At 65.6% G+C, this 14,627-nt stretch carries 16 protein-coding genes; 12 read left to right on the top strand and 4 right to left on the bottom strand.

The window, feature by feature from the left end; translation table 11 throughout:
• Positions 1-75: 75 nt before the first annotated feature.
• The gene (locus QQ977_RS15055; protein WP_285926587.1) at positions 76-714 is read left to right on the top strand and encodes a helix-turn-helix domain-containing protein; all 639 of its coding nucleotides are present in this window, start codon (positions 76-78) and stop codon (positions 712-714) included.
• A gap of 77 nt (positions 715-791) precedes the next feature.
• Positions 792-1,187, top strand: a complete 396-nt coding sequence (paaI, locus tag QQ977_RS15050; protein ID WP_285926586.1) for a hydroxyphenylacetyl-CoA thioesterase PaaI — start codon at positions 792-794, stop codon at positions 1,185-1,187.
• A gap of 168 nt (positions 1,188-1,355) precedes the next feature.
• Here the strand turns inward: paaI and paaK are convergent, their stop codons facing one another.
• Complete coding sequence (gene paaK, locus QQ977_RS15045; protein ID WP_285926585.1) at positions 1,356-2,642, bottom strand: phenylacetate--CoA ligase PaaK; 1,287 nt, start codon at positions 2,640-2,642, stop codon at positions 1,356-1,358.
• Positions 2,643-2,740: 98 nt separating this feature from the next.
• On the opposite strand from paaK, the gene QQ977_RS15040 reads away from it, so the two are divergent.
• Both QQ977_RS15040 and QQ977_RS15035 read left to right on the top strand, forming a co-directional pair.
• Positions 2,741-3,916 carry a thiolase domain-containing protein gene (locus tag QQ977_RS15040; RefSeq protein WP_285926584.1) on the top strand — a complete coding sequence of 392 codons (1,176 nt, stop codon included), beginning with the start codon at positions 2,741-2,743 and terminating at the stop codon, positions 3,914-3,916.
• The gene (locus QQ977_RS15035; RefSeq protein ID WP_285926583.1) at positions 3,913-5,337 is read left to right on the top strand and encodes a zinc ribbon domain-containing protein; all 1,425 of its coding nucleotides are present in this window, start codon (positions 3,913-3,915) and stop codon (positions 5,335-5,337) included. Before QQ977_RS15040 ends, QQ977_RS15035 begins: the two co-directional genes overlap by 4 nt.
• A 37-nt stretch (positions 5,338-5,374) precedes the next feature.
• On the opposite strand, the gene QQ977_RS15030 is transcribed toward QQ977_RS15035, so the two are convergent.
• The gene (locus QQ977_RS15030; RefSeq protein WP_285926582.1) at positions 5,375-6,511 is read right to left on the bottom strand and encodes a thiolase family protein; all 1,137 of its coding nucleotides are present in this window, start codon (positions 6,509-6,511) and stop codon (positions 5,375-5,377) included.
• A 457-nt stretch (positions 6,512-6,968) separates the two neighbouring features.
• On the opposite strand from QQ977_RS15030, the gene QQ977_RS15025 reads away from it, so the two are divergent.
• The 5 genes from QQ977_RS15025 (at position 6,969) to QQ977_RS15005 (ending at position 11,135) form a co-directional block, all read left to right on the top strand.
• Complete coding sequence (locus QQ977_RS15025; RefSeq protein ID WP_285926581.1) at positions 6,969-7,664, top strand: AzlC family ABC transporter permease; 696 nt, start codon at positions 6,969-6,971, stop codon at positions 7,662-7,664.
• The gene (locus QQ977_RS15020; protein WP_285926579.1) at positions 7,664-8,011 is read left to right on the top strand and encodes an AzlD domain-containing protein; all 348 of its coding nucleotides are present in this window, start codon (positions 7,664-7,666) and stop codon (positions 8,009-8,011) included. Before QQ977_RS15025 ends, QQ977_RS15020 begins: the two co-directional genes overlap by 1 nt.
• Before the next feature lie 40 nt (positions 8,012-8,051).
• Positions 8,052-8,933, top strand: coding sequence for a 3-hydroxyacyl-CoA dehydrogenase family protein (locus tag QQ977_RS15015; protein WP_285926577.1), 882 nt, complete (start codon positions 8,052-8,054; stop codon positions 8,931-8,933).
• A complete protein-coding gene (locus QQ977_RS15010) occupies positions 8,930-9,775 on the top strand; it encodes an enoyl-CoA hydratase/isomerase family protein (protein ID WP_285926576.1) in 846 nt (281 codons plus the stop codon). The genes QQ977_RS15015 and QQ977_RS15010 overlap by 4 nt, the downstream gene beginning before the upstream one ends.
• A gap of 85 nt (positions 9,776-9,860) precedes the next feature.
• Positions 9,861-11,135, top strand: a complete 1,275-nt coding sequence (locus QQ977_RS15005) for an MFS transporter (RefSeq protein WP_285926575.1) — start codon at positions 9,861-9,863, stop codon at positions 11,133-11,135.
• A 42-nt stretch (positions 11,136-11,177) separates the two neighbouring features.
• Here QQ977_RS15005 and QQ977_RS15000 read toward each other — a convergent pair whose 3' ends face one another.
• Positions 11,178-11,648 carry a MaoC/PaaZ C-terminal domain-containing protein gene (locus QQ977_RS15000; protein WP_285926574.1) on the bottom strand — a complete coding sequence of 157 codons (471 nt, stop codon included), beginning with the start codon at positions 11,646-11,648 and terminating at the stop codon, positions 11,178-11,180.
• A 143-nt stretch (positions 11,649-11,791) separates the two neighbouring features.
• On the opposite strand from QQ977_RS15000, the gene QQ977_RS14995 reads away from it, so the two are divergent.
• The 3 genes from QQ977_RS14995 to QQ977_RS14985 all read left to right on the top strand — a co-directional run bounded on the left by QQ977_RS14995 (position 11,792) and on the right by QQ977_RS14985 (position 13,808).
• Positions 11,792-12,388 carry a GNAT family N-acetyltransferase gene (locus QQ977_RS14995; protein WP_285926573.1) on the top strand — a complete coding sequence of 199 codons (597 nt, stop codon included), beginning with the start codon at positions 11,792-11,794 and terminating at the stop codon, positions 12,386-12,388.
• 101 nt (positions 12,389-12,489) lie between these two features.
• Positions 12,490-13,212: an EthD family reductase gene (locus QQ977_RS14990; protein ID WP_285926572.1), complete on the top strand. Its 723-nt coding sequence runs from the start codon at positions 12,490-12,492 to the stop codon at positions 13,210-13,212.
• Entirely contained in the window at positions 13,209-13,808 is a 600-nt protein-coding gene (locus tag QQ977_RS14985; protein ID WP_285926571.1) for an HD domain-containing protein, read from the top strand. Before QQ977_RS14990 ends, QQ977_RS14985 begins: the two co-directional genes overlap by 4 nt.
• A gap of 590 nt (positions 13,809-14,398) precedes the next feature.
• Here QQ977_RS14985 and QQ977_RS14980 read toward each other — a convergent pair.
• Positions 14,399-14,617: a hypothetical protein gene (locus QQ977_RS14980; protein ID WP_285928760.1), complete on the bottom strand. Its 219-nt coding sequence runs from the start codon at positions 14,615-14,617 to the stop codon at positions 14,399-14,401.
• Positions 14,618-14,627 lie beyond the last annotated feature (10 nt).

Raw genomic sequence — 14,627 nt, 5'->3', positions numbered from 1 at the left:
TACACGGCGTTTGTGTCCTTATCCCTTGACCGCCACATAGACGGGCTTTAAGTTTCCCGGACTCGTACCGCCGGTATGATCGACGAGTGTCTCGCGGTGGAGTTTCGCGTCCAGGACGATGGCTGCCCGCTCGCGGAGGCGACGCAGGCGGTCGGCGTCGAGATCCACGCCCAGCCGCCCCAGCTCCGGGCCGACGGCTACGCTCTCTTGCAGTTCAGTTCGCCTCGAGACGACGAACTCAAACGTGTACTCGACGACGACGATCGGATCCGGTACTTACACGTCGCAGAGACCGACGGCCGGTACCGGTATCGCTGTCTCTCCAAAGAGCCCTGTATCGTCCACAAGCTGATCGACGGCGGACTCATCGTCGAGAACCTCCGGTACCGCGACGGCGCAGCGACGTTCTTCGGAGCCGTCGTCGGTCGCGACGTGCTCAAAGGCGTCATGGAGACCGCCGGCGAAACCGTCGGCGTCCGCCTAGAGCGTGTCTACCCGCTGCAGTCCGACGCCGAAGGATCGCCCAGCCAGCGCTGGGACATCACGCCGCCACAGGAGGCGTGCGTCCGGACGGCACTCGAGATGGGCTACTTCTCGATCCCGCGAGAGGCCTCCTCCGAGGAGGTCGCCGACGAGCTGGGAATCAGCAAGTCCGCGTTCCTCGAACGGCTCCGACGCGCCGAGGAGACGCTGTTTCACCAGGTTTTCGAGTGAACGATCGATTCTGTCCGTCTCGATCTCGTTTCCGATTCCAATAGATTCTTCGGCCCCCGAGCCAGTCGTGTGCGTACATGACGGACATCGACGCTATCAGAGCGGAGATCGAGAGCGACGCCTTCTGTGACACGCTTGGCATCGAACTCGTCGAGTTCGAGCCAGGACGGGCACGTACCCGACTCGAGATCACCGAGGATTTGCTCAACTTCCACGGCACGCCCCACGGCGGGGCGGTCTACTCGCTCGCCGACGCGGCGTTCGCTGCCGCCTCGAACTCCCACGGCGACACCGCCGTCGCGCTCGAGACGAACATCTCCTACCTCGACGCCGTCGACGTCGGCGACGTCCTCACGGCGACTGCAGAAGAGACACACGTCGCCGGCCGAACGGCGGAGTACGAGGTGGTCATCACCGACGAGAACGACGGCCGGATCTCGACGTTCCGCGGCCGGGTGTACGTTCTGGGGTAATACTGTCGGTCATACATACGTACCCTACCTGTGAGAGCGGACGGGCTGACATGCGCTGTACCGCCGGCTCTGGCACACGCCAGTTCACCGGTCCATGACCGACAGTATAAGCCGTACGGAACGGAATCGAAGCCAGGACAGGCCACCGTCTCGACTCGAGAGCGCAGTTTACCGGTGGTCGAAGACGCGCTGGACTTTGCCGACCTCCGAACGCTCGATAGAGCTGTACTCGGCGAGCGTCAGCTGGTCGGGGGTAAACGAGAGGACGTTCTCGAGGCGGGTGAGGATCTCGCTGTGGAGTCGCTCCTCGTCGCCATCGAAATCCTCGACGAGTTCGACCGTGATCTCGATGGTGTCGAGGTTGCCCTCGCGCTCTAGGTCGATGCGATAGTGAGGGGCGATCTCGTCGAACTCGAGGACGACGTCCTCGACCTCGCTCGGGTAGAAGTTGACGCCGCGGACGATGATGAGGTCGTCGGCGCGGCCGGTGACGTTGTCCATCCGGACCATCGTGCGGCCACACGCACACTCCTCGTAGGTGAGCGTGGTGAGGTCGCCGGTGCGGTACCGGAGCACGGGCAGGGCCGCTTTCGAGAGCGTGGTGAGCACGAGTTCCCCTTCCTCGCCCTCGGGCAGGGGCTCGCCCGTCTCGGGGTCGACGACCTCGGGGTAGAAGCGATCCTCCCAGATGTGCAGCCCGTCCTGGGCCTCGTGACACTCGTTGGAGACGCCGGGGCCGACGATTTCGGAGAGACCGTAGATGTCGATTCCGTTGACGTCGAGGCGTTCTTCGATCTCCTCGCGCATCGGGTCGGTACAGGGTTCGGCACCGAAGATGACCGTCGACAGCGGGAGGTCTTTGATGTCGATGCCCATCTCTTCTGCCGTCTCGGCGAGATACAGCGCGTAGGATGGCGTACAGGAGATGGCGTCACTCTCTAAGTCCTTGAGCATCTCGACCTGGCGTTGTGTCTGGCCGCCACCGATCGGGATCACGGTCGCGCCGAGTTCCTCGACGCCGTAGTGCAGTCCGAGACCGCCCGTGAACAGCCCGTAGCCGTAGGCGTTCTGGACGGTGTCGCCGGGTTCGACGCCCGCCGCGGTGAGACTGCGGGCGACGACCTCGTTCCAGACCTCGAGGTCGTCGTCCGTGTAGGAGACGATCTTGGGCTTGCCAGTCGTGCCGGAGGAGGCGTGGATACGTGTGATCTCCTCGTCGTCGACGGCGAATAAGCCGTCGGGATACTCGTCGCGGAAGTCCTCTTTGGTCGTGAACGGAAGCGTCGTGACGTCGTCGACGGTCTCGATGTCCTCGGGGGAGACGCCGGCCTCGTCGAGTGCCTCGCGGTAGTACTCGACGTTTTCGTAGGCGTTGCGTACCGTCTCGCGGAGCCGTTCGTTCTGGACCTCACGAATCTCTTCGCGTGAGGCAGTCTCTATAGCCTTGTAGGTCATCCTCGACTCCGTATCTCGAGTGCCGGACCAAAAATGATGTGATACGCGACGAGCGTCCGGTTCAGAAGCTATATCCCGGCCCGTCCCAACGCTCGAGTATGCGGGATGTCTACGTCATCGGCGCGGGACAGACCGCCTTCGGCGCGTTCCCGGACCGGAGCTACCGGGATCTGTTCGCGAAGGCGTACGCCGCGGCCCGTGACAGCGTCGAGTACGGAATCGACACGGACGAGATCGACGAGGCCGTCGTCGGGAGCCTCGGCGTCGGCGGTCGCCAGCTCGGCCTCTCCGGGCCGGCAGTGACCGAACACGTCGGGCTGCACAACACGCCCTGCTCGCGGATCGAGAACGCCTGTGCCGCGGGCGGCTTCGCCGTCCGACAGGGCGTCCAGGCGATCAAAAGCGGTCTCGCGGACGTCGTCCTCGCAAGCGGTTACGAGGTCATGTCCGACATGTCCGGCGACGTCACGAAGTACTGGCTGGGCGTCTCCGGCGAGACCGAGTGGGAACGTCTTACCGGAACCACCTTCTCGGGCGTCTACGCCCAGATGGCAAGCGTCTACATGGACGAGTACGACGCGACCAACGAAGACCTCTCCCGGGTCGCGGTGAAAAACCACAAAAATGGCGCGAAAAATCCGAAGGCCCACCTCGGCTTCGAGTGCTCGCTCGAGGAGGCCACGGGTGCGCCGGCGGTCGCCGAGCCGTTGAACCTCTATCACTGCTGTCCGACCTCCGACGGAGCGGCCGTCGTCTTGCTCGCGAGCGAGGATGTCGTCTCCGAGTACACCGACGAACGCGTTCGCGTCGCGGGCGTGGGCGCAGCGAGCGAACGTGTCGGACTGGCCGAACGAGACAGCTACACCGGCATCTCCGCCTCGCAGGTCGCCGCCGAGACCGCCTACGATCGGGCCGGCATCGAGCCCGACGACCTCGACTTCGCGGAGGTCCACGACTGCTTCGCCATCGCGGAACTGATCGCCTACGAGGATCTCGGCTTCTGTGAGCCCGGCGAGGCTCCCCGTCTGCTGCGGGAGGGCGTCACCGATCCCGACGGCGAGCTGCCGGTCAACACCTCCGGCGGACTCAAATCGAAGGGCCACCCGATCGGCGCGACCGGTGCCGGCCAGGTCGTCGAGGCCTTCGACCAGCTCACCGGCCAGGCGGGCGACCGCCAGCTCGAGGAACCCACATACGGTCTCACCCACAACGTCGGCGGCAGCGGCGGTGCGACGGCCATTCACGTCTTCGAGAACGAGGGGGTGAAACGATGACCGGGATCGCAAGCGTCGGCGCGTACGCGCCCCGCTACCGGCTGACCGCCGAGGCCGTCGAAGAAGCTTGGGGCCAGTTCCACGGCGCGGGCATCTCCGAGACGGCGGTCCCCGCGGGCGACGAAGACGCGTTGACGATGGCCCACGAGGCGGCGGCACTCGCGCTCGCAGCCGGCGACGTCGACGCCGACGAGATCGGGGCGTTGCTGATCGGAACGACGACCCCGCCCTACGAGGAGGAGGCGATTCCGCCACGGCTCGCCAGCACCCTCGGGCTCGGCACGGACCTCGAGACCCGCCAGTTCACCGGCTCGACCCGTGCCGGCCTCGAGGCGCTGGTGACCGGCCTCGAGTTCGCCGACGAGCCGACCCTCGTCGTCGCCAGCGACGCCCCGCGTGGCGCACCCGACGACGAGGTCGAACACGCCGGCGGCGCGGGCGCGGCTGCCGTCGTGCTCGCACCCGACGGCCCTGGAGCCGTGACCGACACCGCAGAACACGTCAGCCTCTTCCCTGGCACCCGGTTCCGTCCCCGCGGCTCGGAGGAGACGACCGGTCTCGGGGTCACGGGCTACGACCGGCAGGCGTTCACGGAGACCGTCGCCGCCGCGGCCGACGCCCTCGAGGGTGACCTCGCCGACGCCGATGCGGTCTGCCTGCAGTCGCCAAACGGCAAGCTCCCCTACCGGGCAGCGGGCGACCTCGGCGTCGACACCGACGCGCTCCAGGCGGGAACGACCGTCCACGATCTCGGCGACACCGGCGCGGCGAGCGTTCTCCTCGGACTCGCGAGCGCACTCGAGGACGGCCACACCGATCTCGGGCTGATCGGCTACGGCTCCGGCGGCGGCGCGACCGCGGCCCGGCTCGCAGGCGAGGGCGTGGCCGTCCGGACCCGACTCGAGGGCGTGGAGACGCTGTCCTACGGCGAGTACCTCCGGATGCGCGGTGACGTCACCCCCGGTGAGCCCGACGGCGGCGGCGCTTACGTCTCCGTTCCGAGCTGGAAGCGCACGATCCCCCAGCGCCACCGGCTCGTCGCCGGTCGCTGTGAGGAGTGTGGGTCGCTCGCGTTCCCGCCAGAGGGTGCGTGTACGGAGTGTGGGGCGTTCGAGGCCTACGACGAGGTCTCCCTCCCCGGTACGGGGACCGTCGAGGCCGCGACGGTCATCGGCCAGGGCGGCGCGCCCCCGGAGTTCGTCGAACAGCAAGCGAGAGAAGGGGCCTACGTCAGCGCGGTCGTCGCCCTCGACGGTCCCGGCGGCGACCGCGACGAGGCCGTCTCGACCCCGACGCAGGTACTCGCCGTCGGCGACGAGAACGTCGACGTCGGCGATCGCGTCGAGGCGACGATCCGCCGGATCTACACCCAGGAGGGTGTGACCCGCTACGGGTTCAAGATGCGGCTCGCGGACGCGTAACTGCCGAAACGTCGTCTGTTTCGAAACGAGTGCCGCTTCAGGATCGTTCGAACACCGTCGCCACGCCCTGCCCGAAGCCGACACACATCGTCGCCAGCCCGTACCGACCGTCGCGACGCTTCAGTTCGTGCAACAGCGTGGTCGCGATGCGCGCACCGGAACAGCCCAGTGGGTGGCCGAGTGCGATCGCGCCGCCGTTGACGTTGAGTTTCTCCTCGGGGATACCGAGTTCGCGCGCACAGTAGAGACTCTGGGAGGCAAAGGCCTCGTTGAGTTCGACGAGGTCCATGTCGTCGACGGTGAGGTCGGTGCCCTCGAGTGCGTCTCTCGTCGCCGGGACCGGGCCGATCCCCATGATGGTGGGGTCGACGCCGGCGACGCCGCGGGAGCGGACGCGTGCGAGCACGTCGAGGTCGTGTTCGTCGGCGTACTCGGCGCTCGTGACCAGCAGGCCGGCCGCGCCGTCGGTCAGCGGCGAGGCGTTGCCGGGGGTGACCGTTCCCTGGTCGTCGTCGGCGAAGACGGTCGGAAGGCCGGAGAGGGTCTCCATGTCCGTGTCCTCGCGTGGGCCCTCGTCGCGGTCGACGACGCCGTCCTCGGTCTCGACGGGAACGACCTCGTCGTCGAACCGACCCTCCTCCCAGGCCTCGAGGGCGCGCTGGTGAGATCGAAGCGCGAACTCGTCCTGTTCTTCCCGGCCGACGTCGAACTTCCGGGCGACGCGTTCGGCGGTCGCGCCCATCGGGAGGTCGTCGGGGTCGTAGCGCTCCTCGATCCCGGGGTGGAGCCAGTCCGAGAAGGGGATCCGGCTCATGTGCTCGACGCCGGCGACGGGGAAGACCTCGCCGTCGCCCGTCTCGATCGCGCGGGCGGCGTCGACGAGCGTGGTGAGCGAGGAACCACAGAGCCGGGTGGTCGTCGCGCCGGGGACCTCCTCGGGGAACCCGCCGGCGAGCAGCGACTGGCGAGCGAGGTTTCGGCCCTGTTCGTTCTCCTGGTTTGCACAGCCGAGCCGGAAGTCGTCCCACTCCCCGGCGGGGACGCCGGTTCGCTCCTCGAGTGCCTCGAGGATCGCGATCACGAGGTCCTCCGGATACGTGTCGGCGAGTCCGCCGTCCTTTTTCGCCTGTGGCGTCCGTACTGCGTCGACGATTACAGCCTCGGCGTCGGTCATCACGCGGTAGGTCGGACGGTTCGGGGTTAAGCCTTCGGCTCTCGGCCGCCTCACACGCCCGGAGGTGAGGTGAGGTGAGACGACGACCCGGTGAGACGACGACCCGTAGTGTGATAGGTACCAACACACGATATCGTGAAAGTTCGATACGGTTTTGAAGGGGACGTGGCTGAGAGAGACGTAGGCAATGCCCACTGCGAGGTAGTGCCACGACCATGACAAATAGCCACACGTTCCACACTGGCGACTGCCTGGGCAGAGACGGCGGGACCACATCCCCGTTCGTCGCCGGAACCGGACCGTGTGGTCGTGGTCGTCCACCTGTCGACATTCGGACCGATCCCACTATGTTAGGGACAGATACCGCATCGACGGGGCCGTCGCTCCCGTCGATTCAACCGGCCGTACCGCTCTCGAACACCCTCCGTACCCTCGCCCCAGACAACCACTCGGTACAATGAACGGGGACTTCAAAGCGGGGGCCAGAGATTCCGTCGGGATCTTGCTGGGACTCATCCCGTTCGCGATCGTCTTCGGGATCGCCGCCGACGGTGCGGGACTGTCGACCGCCCAGACGGTGGCGATGTCCGCGGTCATCTTCGCGGGCACCGCACAGCTCGTCACCGCCGAGTTGATCGGCGCGAACGCCGGACTCGTCATCGTGATCGTCACCGGTATCGTGATCAACCTGCGGATGCTCATGTACTCGGCGTCGATCGCGCCACATTTCACCGAGTACGGAAAGCGCGTGCGGGCGTACCTCGCGTACTTCCTCACCGACCACGTCTACGCGATGTCGATCGCCGAGTACGGCAAGGACGACAGCGACCGTAACAAGCGGCTGTACTACCTCGGACTCGGCGTGACCATCTGGGTCGTCTGGGTCGCGACGACGGCGATTGGGTATCTCCTCGGTGCCGGCATTCCGGAGTCGCTGAACCTCATGTTCGCGGTTCCGCTGGTCTTTCTCGCCATCCTGGTTCCGGCGATCGAGGACGCGCCACAGGTCGTCGCTGCACTCGCCAGCGCCGTCGTCGCGATCGCTGCAGCCTACGCCGTCGCCGAGTTCGGCATGCCTCAGGGGGTTGACCTCCTGCTCGCGGCGGCCGTCGGGATCGTTGCCGGCGTGACCACAGAGGAGGTGATTGGCTGATGAACGACTACTCGCTGCTCGAGATCTGGGCCGTGATCCTCGTCATCGCTGTCGCGACCTACCTCATCCGGCTATCGTTCATCCACCTGTTCGGCCGGATCAACCAGGTCCCGACGCGGGTCAAACTGTTCCTCAAGTTCGTGCCCGCAGCGGTGCTTGCGGCGCTGGTCGCCCCACAGCTCGTCACGCCGAGCCCGGACGTCGCCGAGATGGTTCTCGACGAACGGCTGTTCGCCGCGATCGTCGCCACCGCCGTCGCGTGGTGGCGCGGCGACATCCTGTTGACGATCATCGTCGGCATGGTCGCGCTCTGGGCGCTGCAGTTCGGTCCCGGACTCGTCTTCTGAAACGAAAACGGCTTTCACATTCCCCGCGATACTCCCGTGTATGCAGGTTGCAGTACTCGGAGCCGGCACTATGGGCCACGGCATTGCACAGGTTACAGCGATGGCCGGCCACGACGTCGTCGTACGGGATATCGAGACGGAGTACGTCGAGAACGGACTCGAGGCGATCGAGGACACCCTCGAGGGCGGCATCGAACGCGAGAAAGTCACCCGCGAGGAGGCCGACGCGGCGCTCGAGCGCCTCTCGGGCACCACGGACCTGGCCGACGCCGTCGAGGGGGCAGACCTCGTCGTCGAGGCCGTGCCCGAGGACATCGACCTGAAGAAGGGAACGATGGAAGACGTCGAGGAACTGGTCGACGAGGACACGATCATCGCGACCAACACCTCCTCGCTGTCGGTCACGGAGATCGCAAGCGCCGCCGAGAACGACGGCCGCGTGATCGGGCTGCACTTTTTCAACCCCGTCCACATCATGGGACTCGTCGAGATTGTCGTCGCCGAACAGACCGACGAGGCAACCCTCGAGTTCGCCCACGGCTACGTCGAGGACATCGAGAAGACCCCCGTCGAGGTCACCGACTCGCCGGGCTTTGCCTCCTCGCGGCTGGGCGTCGCGCTGGGCGTCGAGGCGATGCGAATGGTCGAGGAAGGCGTCGCCGACCCCCGGGACATCGACGCCGCGATGGAACTGGGCTACAACCACCCGATGGGACCGATCGAACTCGGCGACGTCGTCGGCCTGGACGTCCGCCTGGACATCCTCGAGTACCTCCGCGAGGAACTGGGCGAGCGGTTCAAGCCGCCACAGGCGCTCAAACGGAAGGTCCGTGCGGGCAAACTGGGCAAGAAGACCGGCGAAGGCTTCTACGTCTGGGAGGACGGCGAAATCGTCGGCGTCAGCGGGGAGGTCGAGGAATGAGCCTGCCCGAGAGCCCCGTCGACGGTGCCGAGGAGGTCGAGGCTGTCGCCGACGACTGCGAGACGGTCCACGCCTCGGTCGGCGACCGCGTCGCCGGCGTCGCGACTGTCACCCTCGACCGGCCCGACGCGCGAAACGCCCTGAACGCGCAGGTCCGCGCCGAGTTGAAGGAGGTCGCGGCAGCGATCGAAGCGAGTGACGTCCGCGTCGTCGTCCTCACCGGCGAAGACGAGGCGAAGGCGTTCGTCGCCGGGGCCGACGTCTCCGAGTTCCGCGAGCGTACGGCCCTCGAGCAACGCGAGATCTCGAAACGGCCGCGGGTCTACGAGGTCGTCGACGACCTCCCCCAGCCCGTCATCGGTCGGCTCAACGGCCACGCGCTGGGCGGTGGCTGTGAACTCGCCCAGGCCTGTGACGTACGCATCGCTCACGAGCGGGCCAAGATCGGCCAGCCCGAGATCACCCTCGGGATCATGCCCGGCGGTGGCGGCACCCAGCGTCTGCCCCGGCTGGTCGGCGAGGGACAGGCCATGCGCCTGATCCTCTCGGGCGAGCTGATCGACGCCGAGGAGGCCCGCGAGATCGGCCTCGTCGACGTCGTCTGTGCGGACGACGACGAACTCGACGAGGAGGTGTACGACCTCGCCGAGTCGATGGCCGCGAAAAGTCCCGTCGCGCTCGAGTTCGCGAAGAAGGCGGTGAAAGCGAGCTCCCGGATGGACCTCGAGGCGGGCATCGAGTACGAGGCCGAACTGTTCGCCCAGCTGTTCGGTACCGAAGACAAAAACGAGGGCATCGACGCCTTCTTCGAGGATCGCGAGCCGACGTGGAACGGTCGGTGACGACCCTCGGTCGGCGATCCGGTACCGGCACGCGGGTTCCGTGACCCGAACGTTTTCGTCCCCTCGCTGATTGGTATCAGTTACCGTGAAATACTGGGGAACGTTTCGCTACCAGCGCTGGATTATCTGGGGGATACTCGCGGTCGTCTTCTTGCTCGTGAGCCTCTATCGGCTCTCTTCGGCCGTCCTCGCCGACCGGCTGATGGTGGCGTTCGATACCAGCGGTGTGGCACTCGGAACGCTTCATGCCGCGTTCTTCTACGTCTATGCGCTCATGCAGTTGCCCGCCGGCGTGCTCGCAGACCGAACCGGTCCCCGGAAAACGGCGACGGCCGGGGCGATCGTTCTCAACGTCGGTGCGGTCGGGTTCGCACTCGCGGACAGTTACGTCGTTGCGTTTCTCGCTCGAGCGCTCGTCGGTCTCGGCGGCGCGGTGATATACATCTCGATACTACGATTCTGTGCGAGCTGGTTTCGTGCCGACGAGTTCGCGACGATGAACGGACTCACGGTCGCCGTCTCCGGGCTCGGCGGCATCCTCGCGACGACGCCGCTTGCCGTCGCCGCCGGGACGTTCGGCTGGCGCGGAACCACGCTCGCGCTGGGGGCGTTCGGACTCGCACTCGCCGTCGTCGTCTTCGTACTCGCCGACGACGAACCGGAAGACGCGGGCTTCGAACCCGTAACCGAGACCGACACGACGAGTCTGACGCTCGCAGACGTCGTCGAGAACCTTCGCGTCGTGCTTTCCGAACGGGTCACGTGGGCCATCAGCCTCATGCTGTTCTGTTCGACGGGGATGCTGATCACGCTGCTTGGACTGTGGGGAGTGCCCTACGTCGTCCAGACCTACGGCGTCTCGGTGACGACCGCTTCCTGGTACACGCTGCTTGGCAGTCTCGGACTCCTCTTCGGCCCGCCCGCGTTCGGCTGGCTCTCGGATCGCCTCGAGCGCCGGACCGTTCTCGTCGTCGTCGGCGGTGTCGGCTACGTCGCCGGCTTCGGTATCCTCGCGGTCGCGGGACAGCCGCCACGGATCGTGGTCGGCGTCGTTTACTTCGCTATGGGCTTTCTGCTCGGGGCGTTCACGCTGAGCTACGCCGTGATCAAGGAACGACACGCGACGAGCGCAAGCGGCGTCTCGACGTCGACGATAAACGGTGCAGCGTTTCTCGGTGCGGCGCTTTTCCCGACGCTTCTGGGCTACGTCCTCGACGCCTACTGGACGGGCGAGATGGTCGCCGGCGCGCGGATCTACACGGAGGTCGGCTACCAGGTGTCGTTCGCGATCGCGACCGTCGCGAGCGCGGTTGCACTCGCGTGTAGCCTCTGGCTTTACCGACAGGACCCGACGGCGTGAGAATCGATCCCGGCGTCTGTGGACGCCGGCGCTGGTAGCGAGTTACGCGTAGTGCTCGGCGCGTTTGATGAGGAACTTCATGTCGCCCTCGAAGACGACCGTGTCCTCCTGGTTCGTCATCGTCGTGTCGATCGTGACGAGGCCGGCGTCGTCCTTGCTCGAGATCTCGCGTTTCTCCGTGACCTCCATCTCGAGGCTGATGGTGTCGTCCATGTGGACGGGGGCGGGGATGTCCATGTAGTTCATCCCGAGGAAGGCGTAGACGGTCCGTTCGACGATCCCACAGCGATAGACGAAGCCGGTCGCCAGACTGAACGTCATGGGACCGTGAGCGACGCGTTCGCCGAAATGTCCCTCCTCGGCGAAGTGTTTGTTCGTGTGTAGCTCCGTCCAGTCACCCGTGAACGCAGAGTGCATGACGAAGTCGTACTCGGTGACCGTACGGCCGACGCTCTCGAACGTCTGCCCCACTTCGAAGTCCTCGAAGTAGTGGGGCTCGTAGCTGTACGCCATGAGGGTACTGTTTCGACATTGATGCTAAATACTTTTCCTTCGGTCCATGTCGGACGGTAACTCGATTCGGTGGGGAGGGGGAATATGAAGACCGTGTATATAAAGAAGACATGTGATCTGCGTCGATCCCGTACTCCTGGTCGATGACCGGCGACACCTGTCGCGCCTGGAATCCGACATCTTGTACCGGTGGCACGGACTGTCCGCCTCGCTGCCCGCGATTCGTCGACGCGCGGGGCGAGGTGTTGCTCGTCGAACCGCTCGCCGACGGCCACCTCGAGCAGTTGTGCTCGATGTACGGGAGTTACCCTGCCGAGCACCGCTCGATGGGGCTGCCGCCCGTGACCAGCGGGTACGTCGCGGAGTGGCTCGCGGACTTGCGCGAACGCGGTAGAAATTTGGTCGCTCGCGACGGCGACCGGGTCGTCGGCCACGCGGCGTACTCGCCGACCTCGAGCGACGAGCCCCACCTCATCGTCTTCGTCGACCCCGGCTTCTTCGAGCGCGGCATCGGGAGCGAACTCGTCCGTCAGGCCATCGCCTACGCCGACGCCGACGGCCACGAGGCGCTCGTGCTCGACGTCACCGCCACGAACGAACGCGCAGTCGCCGTCTATCGGACGTTAGGATTCGAGGAGATCGAACGCCGCGGTAACGACGTCCGGATGCGACTGTCCCTCGAGGAACCGATCGCCGACGCCGTCGGGCTGGCTCCGGCCGACCGGCCGGCGAACGCATAGTACGACGTCGGCCGGTGGCCCGTCCTCCACCGGTCTCGTCACGTCACCCGTTTCCAGGCCGGTGCTCACGTTTTATTAGATCGCATCAATTGTCTAGTGACATGTACAAGCACGTCGCCTTGCTCGTCCGCAAGGCCGGCATGAGCCACGAGGCGTTCCTCGAGCACTGGCAACGCGAACACACGCCGATCGCCACGGAGATCGACGGCGTCGTTCGCTACCAGCAGGTTCTGCCGGCTGACCCCGACGCAACCGAGTTCGACGGTATCGCCGAACTCTACTTCGAAGACGTCGAGAAGCTGTACGACGCGCTGGGCAGCGAGGGATCTCGCGATTACGATCCGGAGAAGGGAAACGCAAAGAAAGCCCGCGAGGACGTCGAGAACTTCCTCGCGATCGACGAGCGGCCTCGACTCATCGGCGAGGAGATCGTCGAGAGAGACGACGTCGGCGGCGACACCGACGGCCTCTACAAGCACTCGGCGTTTCTCGTCCGCAAAGCGGGCATGAGCTACGAGGCGTTCCTCGAGCACTGGGCGACCGAACACGTCCCGCTCGCACGCGAGATCCCCGGCGTCGTTCGCTACGCCCGCGTCGTTCCCACCGAGCCCGACACGTCCGAGTTCGACGGCATCGCCGAACTCTACTTCGAGGAGCTGGATGCGCTGCGGGCCGCCCTCGGCCACGAGTCCTCCCGGGACTACGACCCCGACCATCCCACGGCGAAGGCGCCGCGCGAGGACGTCGAGAACTTTCTCGCGCTCGCGGATCGTCCCCGCTTCGTCGGCCAGGAACGACTCGTCCGGGCCGACGACCTCGAATGACCGCGCCGCCGGGGTACGAGGCCCAGATCCGCGAGGCCTACCCCGAACTCGAGGAGATCGGCGACGACGACCTCCGGGCGAAGGTCGTCGAGGCCTGGCGGCTGGGACTCGAACGCGGCGGCTGGCGAGACATCGAGGACATCCCCTACGCGTGGAACATCCACGAGGTAACCAACGTCGAACACGTCCGTGGCGTGACGAAGATCGCCCTCGAGTCCGCCGCGGTGCAACGGGAGTTCCACGGTGCCGACCCCGACCAGGACGTGATCGTCGCCGCCTGCCTGCTCCACGACGTGGGCAAGTGCTACGAGTACGTCGACGTCGTCGACGCCGACCTCCTCGAGGAACCCGACCGGGAACGCTACGCGAGCGAGGAGGTCCCCCACTCGATCTCCGGCTACGCGCTGGCTCACGAGGTCGGCTGTCCCCTCGCGGTCCAGCGGGCGATCCCGCACTTCCTCGGCGAAGTACCGACGCGAACGCTCGAGGCAGAACTGGTCAAGTCCGCCAACTCGGCGTCCTCGAACGCGATTACCCGGTCCGCGATGGGAGTCACGCTCCAGGAGTGGATCGAAGAGTATAGCCAGACCCGGTAGATCGCGCCGAGTCGGCGAGCCGTGACGGGCGGACCCAGTGATGCCGCCGCTGTAACGTGGGGGACTCCAATCATCATATTCACATTCCATATGCTAATCTGAAAGATCTGCAATAATCCGACGGCAGACGTCAGTCGGCGCTGTGACGCGATATACAAGACGTGGGATCGATACCGTGCTCGATTGCGGCGATACGTGCGCTAGGTAGCCGGTTTGACGCAGATAGATACTCCGGATTCGATACTATCGGAGATTTGTTATGTGAAGCCGTCGAAATACGCCAGTATGTGGCTATATCTGGCGATACACCGACTCACAAACCGATATTGGAGATCGAAGGCGACCAACGCAGTTCGTCGAGCCGTAATTAGATAATATATATGATAGTACAACTATATCATATGGGAAAAGACATTTAGGGAGGTTTCGACCGAGTATGGGGCGGGCTCTCGACGGACGCCCTCGAGTCCGAGTCGTCGCCGCCGGACGTGAACTATACACCCGGTCATGGTCCAGTCAACGGTCTCGTGGACTGAATGGCCGACTGAACCCGTATCGAGGCCACTCCCGGCAGCCGACTGTTGAACGAATCATGACCGGGTGTATATACCCGTCTCGCGTTCGTCCGTCGTCTCATGACCCGGCGTGTGACGGTATCGCTCGACGACGACTCGAACGCGGCTCTCGAGCGTCTCGTGACCGAGACCGAGGCCGGCGGCGAGCCTGATCCCGAGTTCGTCGCGGCCGCCGACCGCGTCTCCGAACCCTTTTGGACGAGTCAGAGAAGGTTGCAAGTGGATACCGAACATGGGAGTCGTC

It is taken from the genome of Natrialbaceae archaeon AArc-T1-2 (assembly GCF_030273315.1).
Classification (GTDB): Archaea; Halobacteriota; Halobacteria; order Halobacteriales; family Natrialbaceae; genus Tc-Br11-E2g1.
This window is presented reverse-complemented; position numbering and strand designations above follow the sequence as displayed.